Annotated in this window: 24 protein-coding genes and 1 riboswitch; of the genes, 13 read left to right on the top strand and 11 right to left on the bottom strand. The window is 77.8% G+C overall.

Features of this window, described 5'->3' with window-relative positions:
* The first annotated feature begins 98 nt into the window (after window positions 1-98).
* Window positions 99-482 (top strand): nuclear transport factor 2 family protein, encoded by a 384-nt coding sequence (locus ACRYMY_RS03960; protein ID WP_432545963.1) that lies wholly within the window; start codon window positions 99-101, stop codon window positions 480-482.
* On the opposite strand, the gene ACRYMY_RS03955 is transcribed toward ACRYMY_RS03960, so the two are convergent.
* From ACRYMY_RS03955 to ACRYMY_RS03915, 9 genes are all read right to left on the bottom strand, one after another.
* Window positions 437-1,456, bottom strand: coding sequence for a bile acid:sodium symporter family protein (locus tag ACRYMY_RS03955; RefSeq protein ID WP_432545962.1), 1,020 nt, complete (start codon window positions 1,454-1,456; stop codon window positions 437-439). The two genes, ACRYMY_RS03960 and ACRYMY_RS03955, sit on opposite strands and share 46 nt — an antisense overlap.
* A 109-nt stretch (window positions 1,457-1,565) precedes the next feature.
* Window positions 1,566-1,958: a VOC family protein gene (locus tag ACRYMY_RS03950; protein WP_432545961.1), complete on the bottom strand. Its 393-nt coding sequence runs from the start codon at window positions 1,956-1,958 to the stop codon at window positions 1,566-1,568.
* Window positions 1,959-2,014: 56 nt separating this feature from the next.
* Complete coding sequence (locus tag ACRYMY_RS03945; RefSeq protein ID WP_432545960.1) at window positions 2,015-2,902, bottom strand: glycosyltransferase family 9 protein; 888 nt, start codon at window positions 2,900-2,902, stop codon at window positions 2,015-2,017.
* Complete coding sequence (locus ACRYMY_RS03940; protein ID WP_432545959.1) at window positions 2,899-4,305, bottom strand: PfkB family carbohydrate kinase; 1,407 nt, start codon at window positions 4,303-4,305, stop codon at window positions 2,899-2,901. Before ACRYMY_RS03940 ends, ACRYMY_RS03945 begins: the two co-directional genes overlap by 4 nt.
* Window positions 4,302-6,191: a glycosyltransferase gene (locus tag ACRYMY_RS03935; RefSeq protein ID WP_432545958.1), complete on the bottom strand. Its 1,890-nt coding sequence runs from the start codon at window positions 6,189-6,191 to the stop codon at window positions 4,302-4,304. The genes ACRYMY_RS03940 and ACRYMY_RS03935 overlap by 4 nt, the downstream gene beginning before the upstream one ends.
* Window positions 6,188-7,168: a glycosyltransferase gene (locus ACRYMY_RS03930; protein ID WP_432545957.1), complete on the bottom strand. Its 981-nt coding sequence runs from the start codon at window positions 7,166-7,168 to the stop codon at window positions 6,188-6,190. The genes ACRYMY_RS03935 and ACRYMY_RS03930 overlap by 4 nt, the downstream gene beginning before the upstream one ends.
* The gene (locus ACRYMY_RS03925; protein WP_432545956.1) at window positions 7,165-8,211 is read right to left on the bottom strand and encodes a glycosyltransferase family 9 protein; all 1,047 of its coding nucleotides are present in this window, start codon (window positions 8,209-8,211) and stop codon (window positions 7,165-7,167) included. The genes ACRYMY_RS03930 and ACRYMY_RS03925 overlap by 4 nt, the downstream gene beginning before the upstream one ends.
* Window positions 8,208-9,746 carry an HAD-IIIA family hydrolase gene (locus ACRYMY_RS03920; RefSeq protein ID WP_432545955.1) on the bottom strand — a complete coding sequence of 513 codons (1,539 nt, stop codon included), beginning with the start codon at window positions 9,744-9,746 and terminating at the stop codon, window positions 8,208-8,210. Before ACRYMY_RS03920 ends, ACRYMY_RS03925 begins: the two co-directional genes overlap by 4 nt.
* Window positions 9,743-11,404, bottom strand: coding sequence for a carbamoyltransferase family protein (locus ACRYMY_RS03915; protein WP_432545954.1), 1,662 nt, complete (start codon window positions 11,402-11,404; stop codon window positions 9,743-9,745). Before ACRYMY_RS03915 ends, ACRYMY_RS03920 begins: the two co-directional genes overlap by 4 nt.
* 218 nt (window positions 11,405-11,622) lie before the next feature.
* Here ACRYMY_RS03915 and ACRYMY_RS03910 point away from each other — a divergent pair, with 218 nt between their 5' ends.
* The 9 genes from ACRYMY_RS03910 (at window position 11,623) to ACRYMY_RS03870 (ending at window position 17,140) form a co-directional block, all read left to right on the top strand.
* Window positions 11,623-12,195 carry a CDP-alcohol phosphatidyltransferase family protein gene (locus ACRYMY_RS03910; protein ID WP_432546011.1) on the top strand — a complete coding sequence of 191 codons (573 nt, stop codon included), beginning with the start codon at window positions 11,623-11,625 and terminating at the stop codon, window positions 12,193-12,195.
* 50 nt (window positions 12,196-12,245) lie between these two features.
* Window positions 12,246-13,016 carry a DUF881 domain-containing protein gene (locus ACRYMY_RS03905; RefSeq protein WP_432545953.1) on the top strand — a complete coding sequence of 257 codons (771 nt, stop codon included), beginning with the start codon at window positions 12,246-12,248 and terminating at the stop codon, window positions 13,014-13,016.
* Window positions 13,013-13,345 (top strand): small basic family protein, encoded by a 333-nt coding sequence (locus ACRYMY_RS03900; RefSeq protein WP_369054081.1) that lies wholly within the window; start codon window positions 13,013-13,015, stop codon window positions 13,343-13,345. The genes ACRYMY_RS03905 and ACRYMY_RS03900 overlap by 4 nt, the downstream gene beginning before the upstream one ends.
* On the top strand, window positions 13,342-14,136 hold the full coding sequence (locus ACRYMY_RS03895) for a DUF881 domain-containing protein (RefSeq protein WP_432545952.1): 795 nt from the start codon (window positions 13,342-13,344) through the stop codon (window positions 14,134-14,136). The genes ACRYMY_RS03900 and ACRYMY_RS03895 overlap by 4 nt, the downstream gene beginning before the upstream one ends.
* 59 nt (window positions 14,137-14,195) lie before the next feature.
* Entirely contained in the window at window positions 14,196-14,582 is a 387-nt protein-coding gene (gene gcvH, locus ACRYMY_RS03890) for a glycine cleavage system protein GcvH (RefSeq protein ID WP_369054083.1), read from the top strand.
* A gap of 77 nt (window positions 14,583-14,659) precedes the next feature.
* Window positions 14,660-15,205, top strand: a complete 546-nt coding sequence (locus tag ACRYMY_RS03885; RefSeq protein WP_432545951.1) for an FHA domain-containing protein — start codon at window positions 14,660-14,662, stop codon at window positions 15,203-15,205.
* Between the two features lie 47 nt (window positions 15,206-15,252).
* On the top strand, window positions 15,253-15,960 hold the full coding sequence (ftsR, locus tag ACRYMY_RS03880) for a transcriptional regulator FtsR (RefSeq protein WP_432546010.1): 708 nt from the start codon (window positions 15,253-15,255) through the stop codon (window positions 15,958-15,960).
* Window positions 15,961-15,981: 21 nt separating this feature from the next.
* Window positions 15,982-16,461, top strand: coding sequence for a bifunctional nuclease family protein (locus tag ACRYMY_RS03875; protein WP_432545950.1), 480 nt, complete (start codon window positions 15,982-15,984; stop codon window positions 16,459-16,461).
* A gap of 76 nt (window positions 16,462-16,537) precedes the next feature.
* Window positions 16,538-17,140: a MerR family transcriptional regulator gene (locus ACRYMY_RS03870; protein ID WP_432545949.1), complete on the top strand. Its 603-nt coding sequence runs from the start codon at window positions 16,538-16,540 to the stop codon at window positions 17,138-17,140.
* 86 nt (window positions 17,141-17,226) lie between these two features.
* Here ACRYMY_RS03870 and ACRYMY_RS03865 read toward each other — a convergent pair whose 3' ends face one another.
* Both ACRYMY_RS03865 and ACRYMY_RS03860 read right to left on the bottom strand, forming a co-directional pair.
* The gene (locus tag ACRYMY_RS03865; RefSeq protein WP_432545948.1) at window positions 17,227-17,904 is read right to left on the bottom strand and encodes an SMI1/KNR4 family protein; all 678 of its coding nucleotides are present in this window, start codon (window positions 17,902-17,904) and stop codon (window positions 17,227-17,229) included.
* Window positions 17,905-18,002: 98 nt separating this feature from the next.
* Entirely contained in the window at window positions 18,003-18,764 is a 762-nt protein-coding gene (locus tag ACRYMY_RS03860) for a ParA family protein (protein WP_432545947.1), read from the bottom strand.
* Window positions 18,765-18,861: 97 nt separating this feature from the next.
* Window positions 18,862-18,962: riboswitch (glycine riboswitch) on the top strand.
* 157 nt (window positions 18,963-19,119) lie between these two features.
* Between ACRYMY_RS03860 and gcvP the strand changes: the two genes are divergently transcribed.
* Genes gcvP through ACRYMY_RS03845 form a run of 3 tightly spaced genes read left to right on the top strand, consistent with a single transcriptional unit; the run spans window position 19,120 to window position 22,856 of the window.
* Entirely contained in the window at window positions 19,120-21,951 is a 2,832-nt protein-coding gene (gcvP, locus tag ACRYMY_RS03855) for an aminomethyl-transferring glycine dehydrogenase (RefSeq protein WP_432546009.1), read from the top strand.
* A gap of 9 nt (window positions 21,952-21,960) precedes the next feature.
* Window positions 21,961-22,434: a hypothetical protein gene (locus ACRYMY_RS03850; protein ID WP_432545946.1), complete on the top strand. Its 474-nt coding sequence runs from the start codon at window positions 21,961-21,963 to the stop codon at window positions 22,432-22,434.
* Complete coding sequence (locus ACRYMY_RS03845) at window positions 22,431-22,856, top strand: nitroreductase family deazaflavin-dependent oxidoreductase (protein WP_432545945.1); 426 nt, start codon at window positions 22,431-22,433, stop codon at window positions 22,854-22,856. Before ACRYMY_RS03850 ends, ACRYMY_RS03845 begins: the two co-directional genes overlap by 4 nt.
* The last annotated feature ends 49 nt before the right edge of the window (window positions 22,857-22,905 follow it).

The raw sequence follows: 22,905 nt of genomic DNA, 5'->3' as shown, positions 1-22,905 counted from the left end.
CAACCGGGTTCCCCGCCGGACGCGCACCCGGTCCTGGACCCCGGCGCGCCGGTGCAGGACCCTGGGCGCGCCAGGACAGCGAGGAGGGGGGGACAGCGATGCCCACCGCCGGGGAGAACCGGGCGCTGCTGCAGCGGTACTTCGACCTGATGAGCGCCGGTGACGACTTCAGCGCCTGCTACGCCGAGGACGTGGTGTGGACCGACTGCGCCACCGGGGAGGAGTTCCGCGGCCGCGCCGCCGTCCGCGAGCACGTCCTCGACCTGCACGGCGGGGCGTACGTCGAGCGGCCGCGCGGCCTGTCGCTGGACGTGACCGACGAGCGCGCCCACCTGGAGGGCGAGTTCACCGGTGGTGAGGGACCGGCGGTCCCGTTCTGCCTCGCGTTCGACCTCGCGGCCGCGCCGGGCGGCGTCCTCGTCGCGGCGCTGCGCCTCTACCTGTCCGCCGACCGGCTGACCCCGGCCCGCACGTCCACCTGAGCCGCGTCCGCGACCGGGCGGCGCGACCACCAGCTCGCCAGCAGCGAGCCGGACACGTTGTGCCACACCGAGAAGATCGCCGCGGGCAGCGCGGCGGCCGGGGCCACGTGGACCGTCGCCAGCGCCGCGGCCAGCCCGGAGTTCTGCATCCCCACCTCCACGCTGATCGCCCGGCGGCTGGCCACCGGCACCCGGCACAGCCGGCCCACGCCGTAGCCGAGCGCGAACCCGCCGAGGTTGTGCAGCACCACGGCCACGACCAGCAGGCCACCGACCTCCAGCAGCGTGTCCGCGCTGCCGGCCACGACGGCCATCACGACGACGGCGATGCCCGCGACGGACACCAGCGGCAGCGCGTCCAGGCAGCGCTCCACCAGGCGCGGCAGCAGCAGCCGCAGCAGCAGCCCGGCCACCACGGGCACCAGGACGATCTGCACGATCGAGGTGAACAGCGCCGTCCCGCTGACCGGCAGCGACTCCCCGACGAGCGCCAGCACGAGCAGCGGGGTCAGGAACGGCGCCAGCAGCGTGGACACCGACGTCATCGCCACCGACAGGGCCGTGTCGCCGCGCGCCAGGTACACCACGACGTTGGAGGCCGTCCCGCCCGGCGCCGCGCCCACGAGGACCATCCCCGCCGCCAGGACCGGCGGCAGGCCCAGCAGGTGCGCCACGCCCCAGCCCAGCAGCGGCATGATCGTGAACTGCGCGGCCACCCCCAGCAGCAGCGCCCACGGCCGGCGGCTGATGAGCGCGAAGTCCACCGGCCGCAGCGTCATGCCCATCCCCAGCATGATCACGCTGAGCAGCCACGGCACCGCCGGCGTCCAGCCCGCCGGGACGGCGGGGAACGCCAGCGCCAGCGCTCCCGCCGCGAGCACCACCACCGCGAACCACCGGCCGACGGCGTCCCCGGCGCGCGCCAGCCCCGACCGCCGCGCGCCCGGCGCCGTCCCGTCCTGCGTCCTCGTCACGGTCCCCGAGGCTCCCACGCCCGCGGGTCGGCGCACCGGCCAGGTGGCGGCACCGGCGGGCGCGGCGGGGACGGTGCGGGGACCGGCCGGTGAGCCGTTCCCGGCCCGTTCAGTCCTCCGGCGGCTCCCCGGAGGTCTCCCCGGACCCGTCCAGGCACAGGCAGAACGGGTGCCCGGCCGGGTCGGCGTACACGCGCCACGTCGGGTGCTGCGGCGAGGTGTCCAGGACGGTCGCGCCCAGCTCCAGCGCGCGCCGCTCGGCGTCCTCGAACGCGGGCACGTGCAGGTCCAGGTGCACCTGCTGCGGGACCCCGCTGGCCGGCCAGGTGGGGCGCACGTGGTCCGGGGCCAGCTGGAAGGCCAGGACGTGCCCGTCCCCGCGCACCTCCACCCAGTCGTCGGAGGACTCCTCCTCGTCGACCTCCCAGCCGAGCAGTCCGGCGTAGAAGCGGGCGAGGCCCGCGGGGTCCGGGGTGTCCAGGGCGACGGCGCCGAGCTTCACGGTGCCACCCTGCCCCCGCACCGGCCGCGGGGACAACGGGTTCCCGCCGCCGGACCTCACCCGCGCAGCGCCGCGACGGCCGCCAGCACCTCCTCGACGCCGATCTCCGCCAGCGTCGGGTCCACCTCGTCGGCGTGCGGGTCGCCGACGTAGTCGTCGGCGGCCGGGTCGCCGTGCCACAGCACCGTGTGCAGGTGAGGGTCGACCGCCGGGCCCCACCAGTGCGGCGGCGTCGGCCCGAACAGCAGCACCGACGGCGCGCCGAAGGCCGTGGCCAGGTGGGCGGTGCCCGTGTCCCCGGACAGCACCAGCCGCGCGTCGGCGACCGTGCGGGCCAGCTCCTCCAGCGACTGCGTCCCGCACAGGTCCCGCGCCCCCGCCGCGGCCAGCGCCGCGCCCAGGTGCGCCTCGTCCGCGGTGCCGGTGACGACGACGGGGGAGTCCGGCACCAGGGCGCGCACCACCCGCGCCCACCGCTCGACCGGCCAGCGGCGCGAACCCGACGCGGCGCCCGGGTGCACCACCACGGGCCCGGTGCCCGTGCCGGAGCCCAGCCGCAGGTCCTCCGGCGTCCCGGCGCCCACCAGCCGGCACCAGCGCAGCACCTCGTGCTCGTCGCGCACCCACACCGGCCCGTCCGGGTGGCCGTCGGTGGCGAACCCCAGCAGCTCCCGCGGCCCGGTCGCCGCCAGCAGGGCGCGGCTCTCCGGCCCGCGCCCGTGCAGGTCCACCGCCAGGTCCGGCGCCGCGACCGGCGGCAGCGGGTCCAGCCACGAGGTCGCCAGCACCTCGTCGACGACACCGCGCACCCGCAGGAACTCGCCCACCGCGCGCGGGGCCGCCAGCACCAGGCGCTCCTCCGGGTGCAGCCGGCGCAGGCCGCGCAGGGCCGGCACCCCCGCCAGCAGGTCCCCCAGCCCCAGCGCGCGCAGCGCCAGGATCACGCGCGGCCCCGCTCGAGGATGCGGGTGGTCGAGCGCCCGTCCAGGTAGGGCAGCAGCACGACCCGCCCGCCCCAGCCGCGCACCAGCGGCGCCTCCGGCAGCTCCGCGCCGCCGTAGTCACCGCCCTTGGCCCACACGTCCGGTCGCAGCGCCTCCAGCGCCGCCCGCGGGTCGTCCTCGTCGAAGACGACGACCGCGTCGACGCTGGACAGCGCCCGCAGCACCCGCTCGCGGTCGGCCTGGCCGACCACGGGCCGGCCCGGGCCCTTCAGGCGGGCCACCGAGGCGTCGGAGTTCACCAGCACCACCAGCGCGTCGCCCAGGGCCCGCGCGGCCTCCAGGCAGCCGACGTGCCCGGCGTGCAGGACGTCGAAGCAACCGCCCGTGGCCACCAGCGTCCCGCCGGCCGCCCGCACCCGCGCCGCGACCTCCCGCGCGCTCTCCGCGCCGCGCGCCGCGGCGGTGCGGGGCGCGGTCGCGGTCGCCCCGTCCGTCGCGGCGGCGCGCGCGAAGAACCCGCTCGTCCCGCCGCGGGCCACCCACGCCGAGGCGTCCTCGACCGCGCGCGCCACCGCCGGCGACAGCGCGCCCGTGGCGGCGATCCGCACGGCGGCCGTGGCCGCGAAGCGGTCCCCGGCCCCGCACGGGTCGCCGGCCGCCGGCACCGCCGGCACGTGCAGCACCTCGCTGCCGGCCACCGCGCAGAACGCGCCGTCCGCGCCGGCCGTCACGCACACCGCGCGCGCGGCCCAGCGCTCGCGCACCAGCGCGGCGGCCTCCGCGGCGCCCAGCGACCCGTCCCCGGCCGCCGCCCGCGCCTCGGCGAGGTTGGGCGTCACCAGCGCGCAGCCGGGCACCGGGTCCCCGCCGCGCGGGTGCGGGTCCCACACCACCGGTGTGCTCGCCGCCACGGACGTCAGCAGCTCGCGCAGCACCGGGTCGCGGGTCGTGCCCGCCCCGTAGTCCGAGACCAGCACCACGTCGGCCTCGGCGAGCAGCCCGGCCACCCGCGCGCGCAGCGGCGCGTCCAGCGGCCCCGGCGAGCCCGGGCCGCCGTCGTCCAGGCGCAGCAGCACCTGCCCGTTGCCGCGCACCCGCGACTTGCGACGGGTACCGCCGGCGTGCGGCAGCACCACGACCTCCACGCCCGGCAGCAGCTCCACCAGCCGGCGACCGGCCTCGTCGTCGGCCACGGGCGCCACTAGCGCCACCCGCACCGGCGCGTCCCCCGGCCCGGCCGCCAGGAGGGCCGTCAGCCCCGCCCCACCGGGCGACTCCACCGTCTGCTCGAGGTCGACCACCGGCACCGGGGCGTCCGGCGCCACCCGGTGCACCCCGCCGACCAGCTCGCGGTCCAGGACCACGTCGCCGACCACGACCACGCGCCGCGGCGCAGCGCTCACGCGGACACCTCCGCCCGCACGGCCGTCAGGTCCACCGTCGTGGTGCTGCGCACGGCCGGCAGGTGCGCCTCCACCGCCACGCACAGCGCGTGCACCGCCATCAGGTGCCCCTCCTGGATCGCCGACGTCGACGGCCCCGGCAGCCCCAGCGCGTCGTCGCACACCGCCGCCAGCGGGTTCGCCGCGCTCGTCGTCAGCGCCCACGTCGTCACCCCGCCCGCGCGGGCGCGCTCGGCGGCCCGCAGCAGGTTCGCGCTGCGCCCGCTGGTGGACAGCAGCAGCAGCACGTCCCCGGGACGCCCGTGCGCCTCCACCTGCCGGGCGTACACCTCGTCGGGGCCGTAGTCGTTGACGACCGCCGTCACCGTCGAGGTCTCCGCGTGCAGCGACAGCGCCGACAGCGGCCGGCGCTCGCCGACGAAGCGGCCCACCAGCTCGGCGGTCAGGTGCTGCGCCTCGGCGGCGCTGCCGCCGTTGCCGGCCACCAGCAGCCGCCCGCCGCTGTCGACCACGTCGACCAGGTGCCGGCCCCAGCGGTCCAGGCGCTCGCCCTCGGCCTCCAGCGCCCGCAGCACCCCCTGCAGCTCCACGACGTGCTCGCTCAGCCACGCCCGCGTCGTCGGGCGCCCGTTGGGCGCCGTGCGCCGCGGCAGCGCGAGCACCTTCTCGTAGGCGGCCTCGGTGGCCGCGGCCACCCGCGCCCAGTCGTAGCTCCGGCGGGCCACGTCCTGCCCGGCCGCGCCCAGTCGCGCCGCCGTCGCCGGGTCGGCCACCACCGAGCGCACGGCCGCCGCGACCGCGGCCGGGTCGGCGTGCCCGGCCGCGTCCACCGGCACCAGCCGGCCCGTCCCGCCATCGCGGACGGTGTCGAGCATCCCGCCCACCGCGCTGGCCACCACCGGCAGCCCGGCGGCCATGGCCTCCAGCACCGCGATGCCGAACGGCTCGTACCAGGGGGTGGCCACCAGCACGTCCGCCGAGGCCAGCAGGCCCGGCAGGTCCGCCGGGTCCACCCGCCCGACCATCCGCAGCCGCTCGGCCACCCCGTGCTCGCGGGCCAGCGCCACCAGCCGGCGCGCCTCCGGGTCGTCGTCCAGCTGCGCCGGGTCCGGGCCGCCCGCCACGACCAGCTCGGCGTCCGGCAGCTCCGCCAGCGCCCGCACCGCCACGTCCACGCCCTTCCGCGGCACCAGCCGGCCCACGCTCAGCAGCCGCGTCGGGCAGCCGGGCAGCTTGGCGCCCACCACGGCCGGGCCGCTGCGCGGGCGCGCGAAGCGGGCCACGTCCACCCCGCACGGCACGACCTGCACGCGCCGCGGCGCCGCGCCGGAGCCGCGCAGCTCGTGCACCTCGTCGCTGCAGGTGGCGACCACGAGGTCGCACTCGGCCGCCAGCGTCCGCTCCGCCTCCAGCCGCTGCGGCGGGCTGGTGTCCGCGGCCCCCTGGTAGCGGCGCTTGACGCTGCCCAGGGCGTGGAAGGTCTGCACCACCGGCAGGTCCAGGTCCCGCGCGGCCGGCAGCGCCGCCGTGCCGGACATCCAGAAGTGCGCGTGCACCACGTCGGGGCGCTCCAGCTCCCACTCCGCGCGCAGCACGTCCGCGAACGCCGGCATGAACGGCGGCAGCTCGTCCTTGGGCACCGGCCCGGCCGGCCCGGCGTCCACGTGCACGACCTCCACGCCGCGGCGCAGCGCCGCGCGCGCCGGCAGGTCCGGCGCGTCGCGCCGGGTGTAGACGACGACGGTGTGGCCGCGGTCGGCCAGCGCACCGGCCAGCGCCGCCACGTGCACGTTCTGCCCGCCGGCGTCCACGCCGCCCAGCACCGCGAGCGGGCTCGCGTGCTCGGACACCATCGCGATCCGCCGCGGCTCGCGCGCGCGCCTCATGCCACCACCCCCGTCAGCCGGTCCACCCCGCCACGCTCGACCACCGCCGCCAGCAGCCGGTCCCAGTCGGCCAGGAACCGCTCGACGCCGAACGCCGCCAGCGCGTGCTCGCGCGCCGCCAGGCCGCGCTCGCGGGCCTCCTGCGGGTCCGCCAGCCAGCGCCGCGCCGCGGCCACCAGCACGTCCGGGTCGCTGGAGAGCACCCCGGCCGACGGCGGCACGGCCTCCGGCGCCGCCGTCGCCGGCAGCGCCAGCACCGGCAGCCCGGCCATCATGGCCTCGATGAGCGACAGGCCCAGGCTCGTCCAGCGGTAGGGGTGCAGGTACGCGCGGTGCGCGCCCAGCGCGTCGTGCACCGCCGCCTGCGGCAGGTCCTCGAAGACCGTCAGCCGGTCGGCCAGGGACTCCACGCCCATGCCGTACAGGTGCACCGGCACCTGCTCGGCCACCCGCAGCAGCACGTCCGTGCCCGCCACCCGCCAGCGCCGCACCGGCTCGTTGACCAGGGCCGCCAGCGACGCCGACTCCCCGGTGAAGCGGTACCCGGGGTCGACGACGCCGTGCTCCACGAGCGTCGTCGGCGCCTGCCCGCAGTCCCAGTACAGCCGGTTGAAGGCCGTCACGTGCGCGACCGGCACCTCGCGCTGGTCCGCCAGCGGGTGCCGGCTGTCGGCCGCCCCCGCCCGCGGCGCGTCGTGCTCCACGTACACCGCCGGCAGGTCGCGCCCGGGCCGCCGGCCCGTCCAGCGCTCGACCAGCTCCAGCTCCTCGGGGCGCTGCAGCACCACGACGTCCACGTCGGCGTCGCGCAGCGCCTCCGGGGCGACCTCCACGGCGCTCGCGGGCCAGTCCCACGTGCGGGCGCGCCCGCGCCCGTCGGGGCCGCGGTCGGGCACCACGGGCAGCAGGTAGTCGTGACGGCCCTGCACGAACGCGGTGGTCCACGAACCGTGCACGTGCCAGACGAGGATCCTCACGGCGCACCTCCTGGGGTCGGGATCGGGGCGAGGGCGTCGACGGCGGCGACCAGCCGCGGGGTGTCGACGCTCGCCAGGCAGGGGTGACCGGGCACGGGGCACTCCCGCGCGCGGGTGCCGGCGCACGCGGCGGCCTGGTCGCCCAGCACCACGCGCGCCACCCCGTAGGGCGCCCACCGGGCCGCGGGCACGACGGGCGCGAACCAGGAGACCACGGGCGTGCCGACGGCCGCCGCCAGGTGCGCCGGGCCGGTGTTGCCGACGACGACGGCGTCGGCGCCCGCCAGGACCGCGGCCAGCAGCGGCAGGTCGGTGCGCCCGCCCAGGTCGGTGCCGTGGCGGCCGGCCACGCGCGCGGTCAGCTCCCGCTCGCCGGGCCCGCCGGTGACGACGACGGCGCGGCCCTCGGCGCTCAGCTGCGCCACGGCCTCGGCGGCCTGGCCCGGCAGCGGCGCGCGCGCCGGGACGGAGGCGCCGGGGTGGACGACGACGTACGGGCCGGCCGGCAGCGCGCCGCCCAGCGCAGCGCGGGCGTCGGGCAGGTCCGCGCGCACCCGCAGCCGGCCGTCGTCGCCCTCGGGCAGCGCGAACCCGGCGGCGCGGGCCAGGTCGAGCATGGCCTCCACCTCGTGCCGCTCCGGCAGGCCGGGCGCCTCGCGGCGGTGGCGCACGTCCAGCAGCGAGCCGGGGTAGTCCTCGCTGGCGGCGGCCAGGCGCGGCACCCCGGCCAGGCGCAGCAGCAGCGCCAGCGGCAGGGGGCTCTGGTGGAAGGAGGTGAAGACCACCGCCGCGTCGTAGGCGCGCTCGCGGACGTCGGCGACGAACCCCTCCAGCGCCGCGGCGTCCACGGCCGGCGGCGCGTACCCGCTCCACGGCGGGTCGAGGACGAGGACGTCGCGCACCCCCGGCAGGAGGCGGGCGGCGCCCGCGCCCGCGGGGGCGGCCAGCACGTCCACCTCGGCCGAGGCCGCCAGCGCCCGCACGGCCGGCCCGGTCAGCAGGACGTCGCCGTCGTTGTCGGTGCGGCAGGCGAGGACCCTCACGCGCCCCCCTCGCCGGCCCCGGCGGCCCGCGCGCCGGTGCCGTCCAGCAGCAGGGCGAGGGCGCCGGCGAGGTCGGCGGCGACCTCCGGCGCGTCGCGCACCTCCTCCTCGCGCGTGACGGGCGTGGGCACCAGCACGCCGCGCGCGCCCGCGGACAGGGCGGCCTCGACGTCGGCGCCGATGTCGCCGACGAGCGCGCACTCGGCCGGCAGCACGCCCAGCGCGCGGGCGGCGTCCAGCACCATGCCCGGCTGCGGCTTGCGGTGGGTGGACGGCTCGTCCGGGCCGTCCTCGCACACCTGCACGGTGTCGAAGGGGCCGAGGAGGTCGCCGACGCGGGCGTTGACCCGGTCGACGTCCTCGCGCGTCAGCAGCCCGCGCGCCACCCCGGACTGGTTGGTGACCACGCCCGTGGCCAGGCCCGCCGCGCGCACCCGCAGGACCGCCTCGGCGGCGCCGTCCACGGGTTCCACCAGCTCCGGGTCGCCGTTGTAGGGCACGTCGTGCACCAGGGTGCCGTCGCGGTCGAACAGGACCGCGCGCAGCGGCGGTGGCCACGCCGGCGCGCCGCGGCGCCAGCGCCACTGCGCGCGCAGGCGGTGCCACACCGCGGCGGGCGGGATCGCGGCGCTGGTCAGGAGCATCCGGCGCACCTCGGCGCCGTCGCGGGGGCCGGGCGCGATCCGCCGCCACGCGAACTCGCCGGTCAGCGCCAGCCAGACGGCTCCGGCCAGGGCGGCGGCGCGCGGGCGCCGGGCGGCCAGCAGACCGGCCGCGGCGAGGGCGGCGGCCGTCGTGGCCGCGTGCTGGGGCAGCCGGCCCAGCGGTGCCTGGGCGCGCTCGCGCCAGCCGGGCCCGTGCAGGGCGTCCATGAGGACGTCGTCGGCGTTGCCGCGCTGCTGGCGCAGGCTGGCCAGGTCGTCGGCGGGGCGCACGGGGTGCACGGCCCCGTGCTCACCGCGCACGAGCTCCCACCCGGCGTCCAGGACGCGCAGCGCCAGGTCCGCGTCCTCGCGGAAGGCGCGCGGGAACCGCTCGTCGAAGCCGCCGACGGCCTCCAGCGCGGCGCGCCGGTAGGCCATGTCGGCGGTGATCCACGCGGCGCCCGCCAGGCCGGCGGTGCCGCGCTCCCAGTCGGTGGGGCGCCGGCCGGCGGGCAGCGGCACCTCGATGCGCCCCTGCACCGCGCCCGTGCCGGGCGCGGCGGCGACCAGGTCGTCCTGCAGCGCGCGCGCCCACCCGGCGGGCAGGAGCACGTCGTCGTCGACGAAGGCGACCCAGGCGGTGCGGGTGCGCCGCCAGCCGGCGTTGCGGGCCGCGGCCGGTCCGCGCCCGCCGGAGCGGACCACCCGCAGCGGCAGCGCCGCGCGCACCTCCTCGGCCACCTCCAGCGGCGCGTGCTCGCGCCGGTCGTCGACGACGACCACGAGCTCGGGCCGCGGACCCTCCTGCGCGGCCAGGGACCGCAGCAGGACGTCCAGGCTCGGCCGCCCCACCGTGGGGACGACGACGGACCAGGCGCTCTCGCCGCTCACCGCGTGAACGTGCTGCGGCGCACCAGGTGCGGGCCGAGCACGAGGACGTCGACGGGAGCCGACCCGAACAGCTCCAGCGCGTCGCGCGGGTCGTCGACCATGGGGCGGCCGGCGGTGTTCAGGCTGGTGTTGACCACCACGGGCAGACCGGTGCGCTGCTCGAAGGCGCGCAGCAGAGCCGCCACGCGCGGGGTGCGCTCGTCGTCGATGGTCTGGATGCGGGCGGTGCCGTCGACGTGCGTGACGGCCGGGATCCGATCCTTCCACTCCTGCGCGACGTCGTGCACGAAGAGCATGTACGGGCTGGGGAACGGCCCGCCGGAGAAGATGTCGCGGGCCCGCTCGGACAGCACCATGGGCGCCACGGGGCGGAACTGCTCGCGGCCCTTGACGTCGTTGAGGCGCTCGAGGTTCTCCTTCTTCCCCGGGTGCGCCATCAGCGAGCGGTGGCCCAGGGCGCGCGGGCCGAACTCGGCGCGGCCGTCGAACCAGGCCACGACGCCGTCGGCGGCCAGCACGTCGGCGACCTCGCCGGCCAGGTCCGCGGGCGTCGTGTAGGTCACCCGCGCCCGGTCCAGCCAGCCGGCCAGCTCCTCGTCGCTCCAGGAGCGGCCCAGCGCCGCGCTCGTCATCGGCTCCAGCGCGTCGCCGGCGTCGGCGGCCAGCTGCAGGGCCGCCCCGAGCGCGGTGCCCGAGTCGCCCGCGGCGGGCTGGACGAACACCTCCTCGAACGGCGACTCGCGCCAGATCCGGGAGTTGGCCACGCAGTTCAGGGCGGTGCCGCCGGCCATCGTCAGGACGCGCTCGCCGGTGCGCTCGTGCAGCCAGCGCGCCACGTCGACGAGGGTGCGCTCGAGGACCTCCTGCACGGAGGCGGCCAGGTCGGCGTGCGCGGTGTCGGTGCGCGGGTCCCACTGCTCGCCGTCGAGCAGGCGCGGCGCCCAGCGCGACCAGTCGGGCGAGCGGGCCACGAACCCGCCGTCGCCGGTGGCGTGGACGAACTCCTCCAGCTCGTCGGCGAAGCGCGGCTTGCCGTAGCTGGCCAGCGCCATGACCTTGTACTCGTCGGAGGAGTGCAGGAAGCCCAGGTGGCTGGTCAGCGTCTCGTACAGCAGGCCCAGGGAGTCCGGCAGGCGCTGCTCGTGCAGCACCTCCAGGGACCCGCCGCGGTAGCGGCCGGCCAGGGACGACACGTGCTCGCCGCGGCCGTCGACCGTCAGCACCGCGGAGGAGCCGGCGCGGGCGGCTTCGGGGGAGGCCAGGGCGGCGGAGGCGGCGTGCGCGACGTGGTGCGGCACGAAGCGCACCTTGGCGCGGTCGATGCCGAAGGCCGTCTCGACCGCCTCGGGGGCGCGCTCGGCGTAGCGGGTGCGGATGGCGTCGTCCGGGTCGCCCAGGTCCAGCTCGGAGGTGGGCAGCACCAGGCGCGGGTCGTAGGAGTAGCCGACGACGTCGACGTCCTCGGGGCGCAGCCCGGCGATGGCCAGGCAGTGCTTGACGGCCAGCTCCGGCAGCTCCCACGTGGAGTACGGCACGGGCCGCTTGCCGTGCTTGCGGCGGCTGAAGCGCTCCTCCTCGGCGGCGGCGACGGTGCGCCCGTCGACGACCAGCGCGGCCGCGGGGTCGTGGAAGACGGCGTTGATGCCGAGCACTCGCATGGGCGTGCCCTCTCGATCATGACTCTCGTCACGGCTGCGACGCCCGATGGTCCGGGCGCCGTGGGTGCGGCTGGGTGCGGGCGCGCCGACGATCACGGCCCGGCCGAGCCGTACGCTGCCAGAGCCGGGGGGCGGTCGCCCGCCGAAGCGCCCCGGCGTGTCGGGGCGCCCCGGGCGCCGGGGCGCGGGCACGAGCGGGGAGGACGCCGGTGGGCCGGGTGTGGACGGTGCCGAACGCGCTGAGCGCCCTGCGGCTGCTGCTGGTGCCCGTCTTCGCGGTGCTCGTCGTGCGCGGCGAGGACGGCTGGGCGCTGCTGGTGCTGGTGGTCAGCGGGGTCAGCGACTACCTCGACGGCGCTCTGGCCCGCCGCTGGGACCAGGTGACCCCGCTGGGGCAGCTGCTGGACCCCTTCGCCGACCGGCTCTACATCTTCGCCACCCTCGTGGGCCTGGCCCTGCGCGACCTCGTGCCCTGGTGGCTCGTGGTGGTGCTCGTCGCCCGCGACGTGGTCATGACCGCGACGCTGCCCGTGCTGGCCCGGCTGGGGCACGGGCCGCTGCCGGTGCACTTCCTGGGCAAGGCGGGCACCTTCTGCCTGCTGTACGCCTTCCCGCTGCTGCTGCTGGGGGAGCTGGTGCCGGCGCTGTCGGCGCTCGCCGGTGCGCTGGGCTGGGCCTTCGCGCTGTGGGGCGCGGGCCTGTACTGGTGGGCCGGCGGGCTCTACCTGGCGCAGGTGGTGCGGCTGCGGCGGGCCGCGGCCGACCGTCCCGCCGCGGGGTCGGGCGCGTGAGCGCGGGCGGGAGCAGCGGTGGGGGCAGCGGCCGGCGTCCCGACGCCAGCATGAGCCTGATCACCGAGGTCATGCAGCGCCCCCTGGACCCCGGCTACGCCGAGGCCGCCCGCCGGCGCGGCGGCTCCCCGCGCCCCGCGGCGGGCCGGGCCGCCACGCTGCTGGCCCTCGCCCTGGTGGGTGCCGTCCTGGCGGTGGCCGCCGTGCGCGCCGACGAGCGCGCCCCGGCCGCCGACCGCGGCCGCCAGGAGCTGCTGGCGCGGGTGGAGGCCGGCACGGCGCGCGCCGACGAGCTCGCCGGGCGGGCCGCGGAGCTGCGCGCGGGCAACGCCCGCCTGCAGGAGCGGCTGGGCGGGGCAGCGGCCTCGGCCGCCGCCGCGCGCGCCGACGAGCTGGCGGTGGCCGCGGGCGCCGTGGCCGTCACGGGCCCCGGGGTGCGCGTCGTCCTGTCCGACGCCCCGCCGGACGCCACGACCGGCACGGGCGAGCGGGTCGTCGACCGCGACCTGCAGGTCGTCGTCAACGGCCTGTGGCTGGCCGGGGCGGAGGCGGTGGCCGTGGACGGGGTGCGGCTGACGTCGCTGTCGTCGATCCGCGCCGCCGGCGAGGCGGTCCTCGTGGACTACCGGCCGCTGACCCCGCCGTACGTGGTGGAGGCGGTCGGCGGTGACCTGCAGACCCGGCTGGCCACGACGGTCGCCGGCCGCTACCTGCAGGCGCTGCGCGACAACTACGGGCTGGGCGCGGACGTGGAGGCCGTGGACGAGCTGCTCCTGCCGGCCGCGGAGCGCCTGGACCTGCGGGTAGCGTCGGCGCCGTGATCGCCGCGGTCGGGCTCCTCGTCGGCGTCGTGGCGGGCGTGCTGCTGCAGCCGGAGGTGCCGCTGTGGCTGCAGCCGTACCTGCCGATCGCCGTGGTGGCGGCGCTGGACGCCGTCTTCGGCGGCCTGCGCGCCGTCCTGGACGGCATCTTCGACGACCGGGTCTTCGTCGTCTCCTTCGTCGCCAACACCGTGGTGGCCGCGCTCATCGTCTACCTGGGCGACCAGCTGGGCGTGGGCTCGCAGCTGTCCACGGGCGTCGTGGTGGTGCTGGGGGTGCGGATCTTCTCCAACGCCGCCGCGATCCGCCGGCACCTGCTGAAGGCGTGAGCGTGGGCGGGGAGGCGGCCCGGGACGGGGGTGCGGGGGGTGCGGGCGGGCGCCCGGCGCGCCGGCCGGCGAGGGCGTGGCGGGCGCTGGGGCGCGCGGCGGTACCGCGCGCCACGCGCGGTCAGCTGCTGGCCGCGCTGCTGTGCGCCGTCCTGGGCTTCGGCGTGGTCGCGCAGGTGCGCCAGACGCAGGTGGCGGGGCTGGAGGACCTGCGCGAGGCGGACCTCGTGCGCATCCTCGACGACACCACCGGGCGCGCCGACCGGCTCGCCGAGGAGGTGCGCGCCCTGGAGCAGACGCGGCGGGAGCTGACCGAGGGCGGCGACTCCGCGCGGGCGGCCGAGCGCGCGGCGCAGGAGCGGGCCACCGCGTACGGGCTGCTGGCGGGGACCCTGCCGGCCTCGGGGCCGGGGATCGTCGCGACGGTCACCGACCCGGCGGGGGCGGTGACCGGCACGACGCTGCTGTCGGCGGTGCAGGAGCTGCGCGACGCCGGCGCCGAGGCCGTGCAGGTCGGCTCCACGCGCGTGGTGGCGAGCACGGCCTTCGCCGACGCCCCCGGCGGGGCGGGCGCCGGGGTCCTGGTCGGCGGCGCCCTCGAGCAGCCGCCGTACGTGGTGCGGGCGGTGGGCGCCCCGGACACCCTGGCCACGGCCCTGGACATCCCCGGCGGGGTGCGCGAGACGCTGCGCCAGCTGGGCGCCGAGCTGGACGTGAGCACGGGCGACGAGGTCGTGATCAGCGCCTTGCACGCCGTCTCGGAGCCTCAGTACGCTCGCCCGGCCCGCTGAGCGGCGGGCGGGGGAGCACTCCCGCCGCACCGCTCCGCCCGACCCCTGGAGGGACCCGCATGGCGTCCGACGTGCCCGCCGAGCTGCGCTACACCACCGAGCACGAGTGGGTGCGCGTGGAGGAGGACGGGACCCTGCGGGTCGGGGTGACCGACCACGCCCAGGACGCCCTCGGCGACGTCGTCTACGTCTCGCTGCCGGCCGAGGGGGAGACGGTCGCGGCGGGCGCCGCGTGCGGGGAGGTGGAGTCCACCAAGAGCGTCAGCGACATCACGGCGCCGGTGGCCGGCACCGTCCTGGCGCACAACCCCGGCCTGGAGACCCGCCCGGACCTGGTGAACGCCGACCCGTACGGCGAGGGCTGGATGTTCACCCTGCGCGCGGACGACCCCTCGGCGCTCGAGGGCCTGCTCGACGCGGAGGGCTACCGGGCGCACACGGGCTGACGCCCGCCCGGCTAGGGTGGCGAGCGTGATCGTGCGGCTGCGGTCAGTGCTCCATCAGCGCGTCGAGAGGTGGTGCGATGTCCACGGGCCAGACCAGCGGTGAGCCCGCGGGGGACGGGCGTCCGCAGCGGGTCCCGGACCCGCCGGAGGAGCGTCCCACCGATTCGACGATGTCCTTCTCGGGCCTCGTCGTCCCCGAGGTGCACGAGGTGCCCGAGGGCGGCCTGTCCGCCGACGACGCCGCGGCGATCGACGCCCTGCCGGTGGGCTCGGCGCTGCTCATCGTGCGGCGCGGGCCCAGCAGCGGCTCGCGCTTCCTGCTGGACGCCGACCGCACCACCGCCGGGCGGCACGAGTCCAGCGACATCTTCCTGGACGACGTGACGGTCTCGCGCAAGCACGCGGAGTTCGTGCGCGCCCTCGACCCCCGCACGGGCCCGGGCTTCCGGGTGCGCGACGTCGGCAGCCTCAACGGCACGTACGTCAACCGCGAGCGCATCGACGACGCGGTGCTGCGCACGGGCGACGAGGTGCAGGTCGGCAAGTACCGGATGGTCTACCACGCCAGCCCCCACGCCGGTCCGCAGGCGGCTCCCGCCGCGGGGGAGCAGGGGCCCGCGTGAGCGCGGCCCTCTCGCGCGCGGAGGCGGTGGACCCGGACCTGCCGCGCATGACCATCGGGGAGGTCATGGCGCTGCTGTCCTCCGACTACCCCGACGTGACCATCTCCAAGATCCGCTTCCTGGAGGAGCAGGGGCTGGTCGAGCCCCAGCGCACCCGCTCGGGGTACCGCAAGTTCTCCACCCGCGACGTGGAGCGGCTGCGGTACGTGCTGACCGCCCAGCGCGACCACTACCTGCCGCTGCGCGTCATCCGGGAGAACCTGGACGCCCTGGACCGCGGCCTGGAGCCCCCGGCCTCGCCCAGCGCGCACCCCGTGGCGCCCGAGGACACCGCCGTGCCGGGCACCCCGGGCCCGGACCGCTTCGACGGCCGCGCGGCCCGGCTGCGGCTGACGCGCGCGGAGCTGCTGCGCGACTCGGGCGTAGAGCCGGAGCTGCTGGAGGCCCTGGAGCAGTTCGGGGTGCTGGCCCCCGTGCCGGGCGGCCCCTGGTACGACGGGGAGGCGCTGGAGGTGCTGCGGGCGGCCGCCCAGCTGGCCTCGTACGGCATCGAGGCCCGCCACCTGCGGGTCTTCAAGTCGGCCGCCGACCGCGAGGTGGGGCTGGCCGAGCAGGTCGCGGCGCCGCTGCAGCGCCGCCGCGCCGACGCCGGGACGGGGCCGCGGCCGGAGCAGGTGGCCCGGGAGATCTCCGCCGCCTGCCTGCGCCTGCACGCCGCGCTGGTCGCGGGCGCGCTCGGGCGCATCACCGGCTGACGAGCGGGGTACGGTGCGGTGGTGCGCGCGCTCGATGTCATCGGCGTCCGGGTCGAGATGCCTTCCAACAACCCGATCGTGCTGCTGCGCGAGCGGGACGGCGACCGCTACCTGCCGATCTGGATCGGCGCCCCGGAGGCGAGCGCCATCGCCTTCGCCCAGCAGGGCGTGGTCCCGCCCCGCCCGCTGACCCACGACCTGCTCAAGGACGTCATCGACGCCCTCGGCCGCAGCCTGACCGAGGTGCGCATCGTGGCGATGCGCGACAACGTGTACTTCGCCGAGCTGGTCTTCGACGGCGGCCTCAGCGTGAGCAGCCGCAGCAGCGACGCGATCGCGCTGGCCCTGCGGGTCGGCTGCCCGATCGTGGGGGCCGAGGAGGTCCTGGACTCGGGGGGCGTCCCGGTGCCCGACGAGGACGAGGACGAGGTGGAGAAGTTCCGCGAGTTCCTGGACCAGATCAGTCCCGAGGACTTCGAGTCCGACCAGGGTGAGCGCTGAGACGCGCCGCGCGCCTCGTTGACGCTCCGGGGGTGCCGCTCTACGGTCGGTACGCAGACATGACGAGGAGGCCGGCGTGAGCAGTGGCGGCGATGCGTTCGCGGGGTCGTCGGGCAGGGTGCCACCCGTCCGCGCCCAGGGTCTGCTGTTCGCGGAGGACCTGCCGGACCTCGACGACGAGGTCGGCTACCGCGGGCAGACCGCGTGCAAGGCTGCCGGCATCACCTACCGGCAGCTGGACTACTGGGCCCGCACCGGCCTCGTGGAGCCCAGCGTGCGCGGGGCCACCGGCTCCGGTTCGCAGCGCCTGTACGGCTTCCGCGACATCCTCGTGCTCAAGGTCGTCAAGCGGTTGCTGGACACCGGGGTGTCCCTGCACCAGATCCGCACCGCGGTGGTGCACCTGCGCGAGCGCGGTGTGGAGGACTTGGCGCAGATCACGCTCATGAGCGACGGCGCCAGCGTGTACGAGTGCACCTCCGCCGACGAGGTCATCGACCTCGTGCAGGGCGGTCAGGGCGTCTTCGGCATCGCCGTGGGGCGCGTGTGGCGCGAGGTGGAGGGCGAGCTGGCCTCCCTGCCCAGCGAGCGCCCGGCCGAGCGCGTCGAGCCCGGCACGGCCGCGATGGTCCTGGCCGACGAGCTGTCCGCCCGCCGCCGCGCCCGCGAAGCCGGCTGACCCCGCACCCTCCCGACCGCACCCGGCCCCTGCTCGACCCACCCCGCGGGGCGGGTCGAGCAGGGGCCGGGTGCGGTCGGGGCCGGTCAGTCGACGAGGTGGCGCAGGGGCAGCGCCTGCACGGCGAAGGGGTCGACGACCCAGTCGTGGCTCTCCGGCAGCCACACCACGGCCGCCAGCAGCGAGTCCGCCCACGTGCCGAGCAGGACCTCCAGGTCGACGCGCCAGCCGTGCTGGTAGCCGTCGCGGGTCTCCACCAGCGCCAGGTGCTCGACCACGGTGGCCGCGGCGCCCAGGCGGACGGCCACGAGCTCCTCGTCGCGGGCGAACAGCGGCAGCAGGCCCGGCGGCGTGCCCGGCCCCACCCCGGTGCCCGCGGAGCGCTCCAGCGCGTCGGCCAGGCGCAGCGGCACCCAGCCGCCGGGGCCGACGGTGGGCGAGGAGGAGCGGTAGCGGGTGCGCACGGCCTCCACGCCGTCCACGCGCCGCCACCAGGCGCGCGCCCCGGCGGGCACGCGCAGGCCGGTGCGCTCCTCGACGGCGTCCAGCTCGGCGTCGCCGACGCCGGGGCGCAGCCGCCCGGCGATGTCGGCGCCCACCCGTGTCCACTGGGCGCGCAGCCGGTCCAGCAGCGCCCCCACCCGCGCGTCCACGGGGTCCACGGGGTCCAGGGCCGGGGGAGCCGGTGACGGGTCCACGGGCGCCGGGGTGCTGCGGGAGGGGCGCACGACGCGCCGCCTGCCGCTGGTGGCGGACGAGTGCACACGACCTCCTCGGGCGGTTCCGGTCCCCATTGTGATCGTCCGCGGCGATCTTCGCCAACCCGCCCGCGGCTCGCGGCGGCAGGGCCCGGCGAGGAGCCTCAGCGCGGGGTCAGGACGCGGTCCAGGACCGCGTCGAACTGCTCGAGCAGCCCGCGGGCGCCGGCCCCGCGCAGGGCGGACAGCGGCACGCCCGCGCCCTGCGACTGCGGGACGGCGACGCGGTCGGGCAGCGGCGGCAGCAGCAGGTCGCCGACCAGGGCGCGCAGCTCCTCCAGGCGGAAGCGCTGCTCGACCGAGCGCGGCTGGTAGCGGTTGACGAGCACGCCCACCGGCCGCGGGCCCGAGCGCAGGCGGCGCACCTCGCGCAGCGTGCGGTCGACGGCGGCCACGGAGAAGCGGCTGGCGTCGGAGACGACGAGGACGGCGTCGGAGGCCGCCCACGCCGAGCGGGTCAGCCCGTTCAGCGAGGGCGGGCAGTCCAGCAGGGCCAGGGCGTGGTCGTCGACCTTGCGCAGCGCCCGCCGCAGCTGGCCGAGGGTCTCCGGGTCCGGCTCGGGGGTGTCGTGGCGGGCGGACTCGTCGGAGCCGGTGAGCACGTCGAGCAGGCCGGGGTGGTCGGCCACCCAGCCGCTGGGGGCCACGGCGGCCTCGGCGATGCGCCGCTTGGGCCGGTCGAGGACGTCGGCGACGTCGTGGGCGCGGCTGGCGCTGACGTCCAGGCCGGTGGTCGCGTCGGCCTGCGGGTCCAGGTCGACGACGAGGGTGCTGACGTCGCGGCGCACGGCCGCGGCGGCCAGGCCCAGCACGGCGGAGGTCTTGCCGACGCCGCCCTTGGCGCTGCAGACGGCGAGGGTGATCACCGGGCGGACCCTAGCGCCTGCGGCGGCGCGCCGGGGTCCGGGACGGCCGGCAGGCGCGCGTGTCGCCCGCCGGTCGCTAGGCTGGGCCACGGCCGTCTCACCCCGCGCGGGAGAGACCCCGGCGCCCACCGCGGCGACCGGGGCGCCGAAGGGGCAACTTCCCCGGAACCTCTCAGGCCGAAGGACCGCGCGGAGCAGGCCGCTCTGGAGGGCGTGCGCCCGACAGACGGGGAGGTCCTCCCGCCCGCGACCTCCGGAGAGCCCCGTGACCACCGCCACGCCGCCCGCCCCGTCCACCGCCGCGCCGACGGCCACCACCGTCGACACCGGCGCCGCCGCCGAGCGGCCCGCCCCCGTGCTCCCGCCGGTGCCCTTCAGCGCCCGCCACACCGGCCCCGACGCCGCCGAGCGCGCCCGCATGCTGCGGGTCCTGGGCCTGGCCTCCACGCAGGAGCTCGTCGAGCGCGCCGTGCCCGCGGACATCCGCGACGAGGCCCTGGACCTGCCGCCGGCCCTGGACGAGGCGGCCGTGACCGCCGCCCTGCGCGAGCTCGCGGGCCGCAACCGCGTCGTGCCCTCGATGATCGGGCTGGGCTACCACGGCACCCGCACCCCGGCCGTGGTGCGCCGCAACGTCCTGGAGAACCCCGCCTGGTACACCGCGTACACGCCGTACCAGCCGGAGATCTCCCAGGGCCGGCTGGAGGCCCTGCTGAACTTCCAGACGGCCGTGGCCGACCTGACCGGCCTGGACGTCGCCAACGCCTCCCTGCTGGACGAGGGCACCGCCGCCGCCGAGGCGATGACGCTGGCCCGGCGCACCTCGAAGGCCCCCGCGGACGCGGTGTTCGCCGTGGACGCGGACGTGCTGCCGCAGACGCTGGACGTGCTGCGCACCCGCGCCGAGCCGCTGGGCCTGGAGCTGGCCGTCGTCCACCTGGACGGCGGGGCCGGCGAGGGCGGGGACCCGCTGGCCGCGCTGGGCGGGCGCCCGGTCTTCGGGGTGCTGGCGCAGTACCCGGGCACCTCGGGCGCGGTGCGCGACCTGCGGCCGGTCGTCGAGGCCGCCCACGCCCGCGGGGCGCTGGCGGTGGTCGCGGCCGACCTGCTGGGCCTGGCGCTGCTGACCTCCCCCGGCGAGGCCGGCGCCGACGTGGCCGTGGGCTCCAGCCAGCGCTTCGGGGTGCCGATGTTCGCCGGCGGCCCGCACGCGGCGTACATGGCGGTGCGCCGCGGGCTGGAGCGCTCGCTGCCGGGCCGCCTGGTGGGCGTGTCGGTGGACGCCGACGGCGCGCCCGCCTACCGGCTGGCGCTGCAGACGCGCGAGCAGCACATCCGCCGCGACCGCGCGACGAGCAACATCTGCACCGCGCAGGTCCTGCTGGCCGTGATGGCCGGCTGCTACGCCGTCTGGCACGGCCCGGAGGGGCTGCGCACGATCGCCGCGCAGGTGGCCGCCCGCGCGGCGGGCCTGGCCGCGCGGCTGCGCTCCGCCGGCGTGGAGGTCGTGCACGACGCCTTCTTCGACACCGTCCTGGCCCGGGTGCCCGGTCGCGCCGACGAGGTGGTGGCCCGCGCGCTGGCGGCGGGGGTGAACCTGCGCCGTGCCGACGCCGACCACGTCGGCCTGACGTGCGACGAGACGACGACCGACGAGCACGTCGCGGCCGCCCTGGCCGGGTTCGGGATCGACGCGGCCGACGCGCCCGCCGGCGTCCCCGCCGACGCCCTGCCGGACGCGCTGCGCCGCACCTCGCCGTTCCTGACCCACCCGGTGTTCTCCGCGCACCGCTCGGAGACGGCGGTGCTGCGCTACCTGCGCCGGCTGTCCGACGCCGACTACGCGCTGGACCGCGGCATGATCCCGCTGGGCTCGTGCACGATGAAGCTCAACGCGACCACCGAGCTGGAGCCCGTCTCCTGGCCGGAGTTCGCCGACCTGCACCCCTTCGCCCCGGCCGACCAGCTGGCCGGCACGACCGCGCTGGTCGAGGACCTGGAGCGGATGCTGGCGGAGGTCACCGGCTACGACGTGGTGTCCGTGCAGCCGAACGCGGGCTCGCAGGGGGAGTTCGCCGGGCTGCTGGCGATCCGCGGCTACCACCGCGCCCGCGGCGAGGACCACCGGCGGGTGTGCCTGATCCCCAGCTCCGCGCACGGCACCAACGCGGCCAGCGCCGTGATGGCCGGGCTGAAGGTCGTCGTCGTGGCCTGCGACGGCAACGGCGACGTGGACCTGGACGACCTGCGCGCCAAGACCGCCGAGCACGCCGACGACCTGGCCGCGCTGATGATCACCTACCCGTCGACGCACGGCGTGTACGAGGAGGCCGTGCGCGAGGTGTGCGCGCTCGTGCACGACGCCGGCGGGCAGGTGTACGTGGACGGGGCGAACCTCAACGCCCTCGTCGGCCTGGCGCGCCCGGGCCGCTTCGGCGCGGACGTGTCGCACCTGAACCTGCACAAGACGTTCTGCATCCCGCACGGCGGCGGCGGCCCGGGTGTCGGGCCGGTCGCGGTGCGCGCGCACCTGGCGGAGCACCTGCCGCGCGCGGTGGCCTCGGCGCCGAACGGCTCGGCGGGGATCCTGCCGATCTCCTGGGCGTACCTGCGCCTCATGGGGCCCGAGGGCTTGCGGGAGGCGACGGTGCAGGCCGTCCTGTCCGCCAACTACTTGGCGGCGCGGCTGCAGGAGGCGTTCCCCGTGCTGTACCGGGGTCCGCGCGGGCTGGTCGCCCACGAGTGCGTGCTGGACCTGCGCCCGACGACGAAGGCGACGGGCGTGACCGTCGAGGACGTCGCCAAGCGGCTCGTCGACTACGGGTTCCACGCGCCGACGATGTCCTTCCCGGTGGCCGGCACGCTCATGGTCGAGCCCACCGAGAGCGAGGACCTGGCCGAGATCGACCGGTTCTGCGACGCGGTGCTCGCCATCGCCGCCGAGGTCCGCGACGTCGAGCGCGGCCGCTGGCCGCTGGCGCAGTCCCCGCTGCGCCAGGCCCCGCACACGGCGGCCTCGCTGGTGGGGGAGTGGGACCACCCGTACACGCGGGCCGAGGCCGTCTACCCCGGCGGCACCGACCCCCGCGCGAAGTACTGGCCGCCCGTGCGGCGCATCGACGGGGCCGCGGGCGACCGCAACCTCGTCTGCTCCTGCCCGCCGCTGGAGGAGCTCGCCGAGGGCTGAGCGCGGGCCGTGCCCGTGGACGCGCCCGTGGCCGCCCTGCTCGTCGTGAGCGCCCTGCACGCGGGGTTCCAGGCCGTGGTGACCGTGGTGGTCTACCCGGCGCTGGCCGACCTCGCGCGCTCGGGCTCGACGGACCGGGCGGCCTGGGCGGTGGCGCACGCCGCGCACTCGCGGCGGACCACCGTCCTCGTCGCGCCCCTGTACCTGGCGCTGCTGGCCGTGTGGGGGTGGGTGCTGCTCGCCGTCCTCCCGTCCACGGGGCCGTCTCCGGGAGCGTTCGCGGCGCTGGCCGCGGCGGGGGCGGGGACCGCGCTGGCGGGCGGGACGACGGCGCTGGTGGCCGCCCGCCTGCACGTGCGGCTGGGGCGGGAGGGGCCGCGGCCGGAGCTGGTGGCCGCGCTGCTGCGCGCGGACCGGGTGCGCTGCGCCGGCGCGCTCCTCGCGCTGGCGGGGGCGGTGGCCGTGGGTAGTGTCGCGGCATGACCTCCGCGATCGACCTGCACGGCGACCCGCACGTCCAGCGCTACCTGGAGACGGACGGCGAGGACGGCTACGTCTGGCGCAACGGCACCACCATCCTCATCCTCTTCACGAAGGGCCGGAAGTCCGGCGAGCAGCGCTCGCACGCCCTGATCTTCCGCGAGCACGAGGGCGCGTACCTCGTCGTCGCGTCCAAGGGCGGCGCCGAGGCGCCCCCGGCGTGGTTCCTCAACCTCGAGGCCGACCCCGAGGTCGAGGTGCAGGTGAAGGGCGACCGGTTCCGCGCCCGCGCGCGGGTGGCCACGCCGGACGAGAAGCCGGTGATGTGGACGGAGATGGTCGAGGTGTGGCCCGACTACGAGGACTACCAGCGCAAGACGTCCCGGCAGATCCCCGTGGTGGTGCTGGAGCGCGTCGAGGGCTGAGACCCCCCACGACGACGAGGGCCCGGCCGGGTGTTCCCGGCCGGGCCCT

It is taken from the genome of Kineococcus haloalkalitolerans (genome assembly GCF_050871905.1).
Lineage (GTDB): Bacteria > Actinomycetota > Actinomycetes > Actinomycetales > Kineococcaceae > Kineococcus.
The sequence above is the reverse complement of the archived record's forward strand: the minus strand, read 5'-3'. Positions and strand labels throughout refer to the sequence as shown.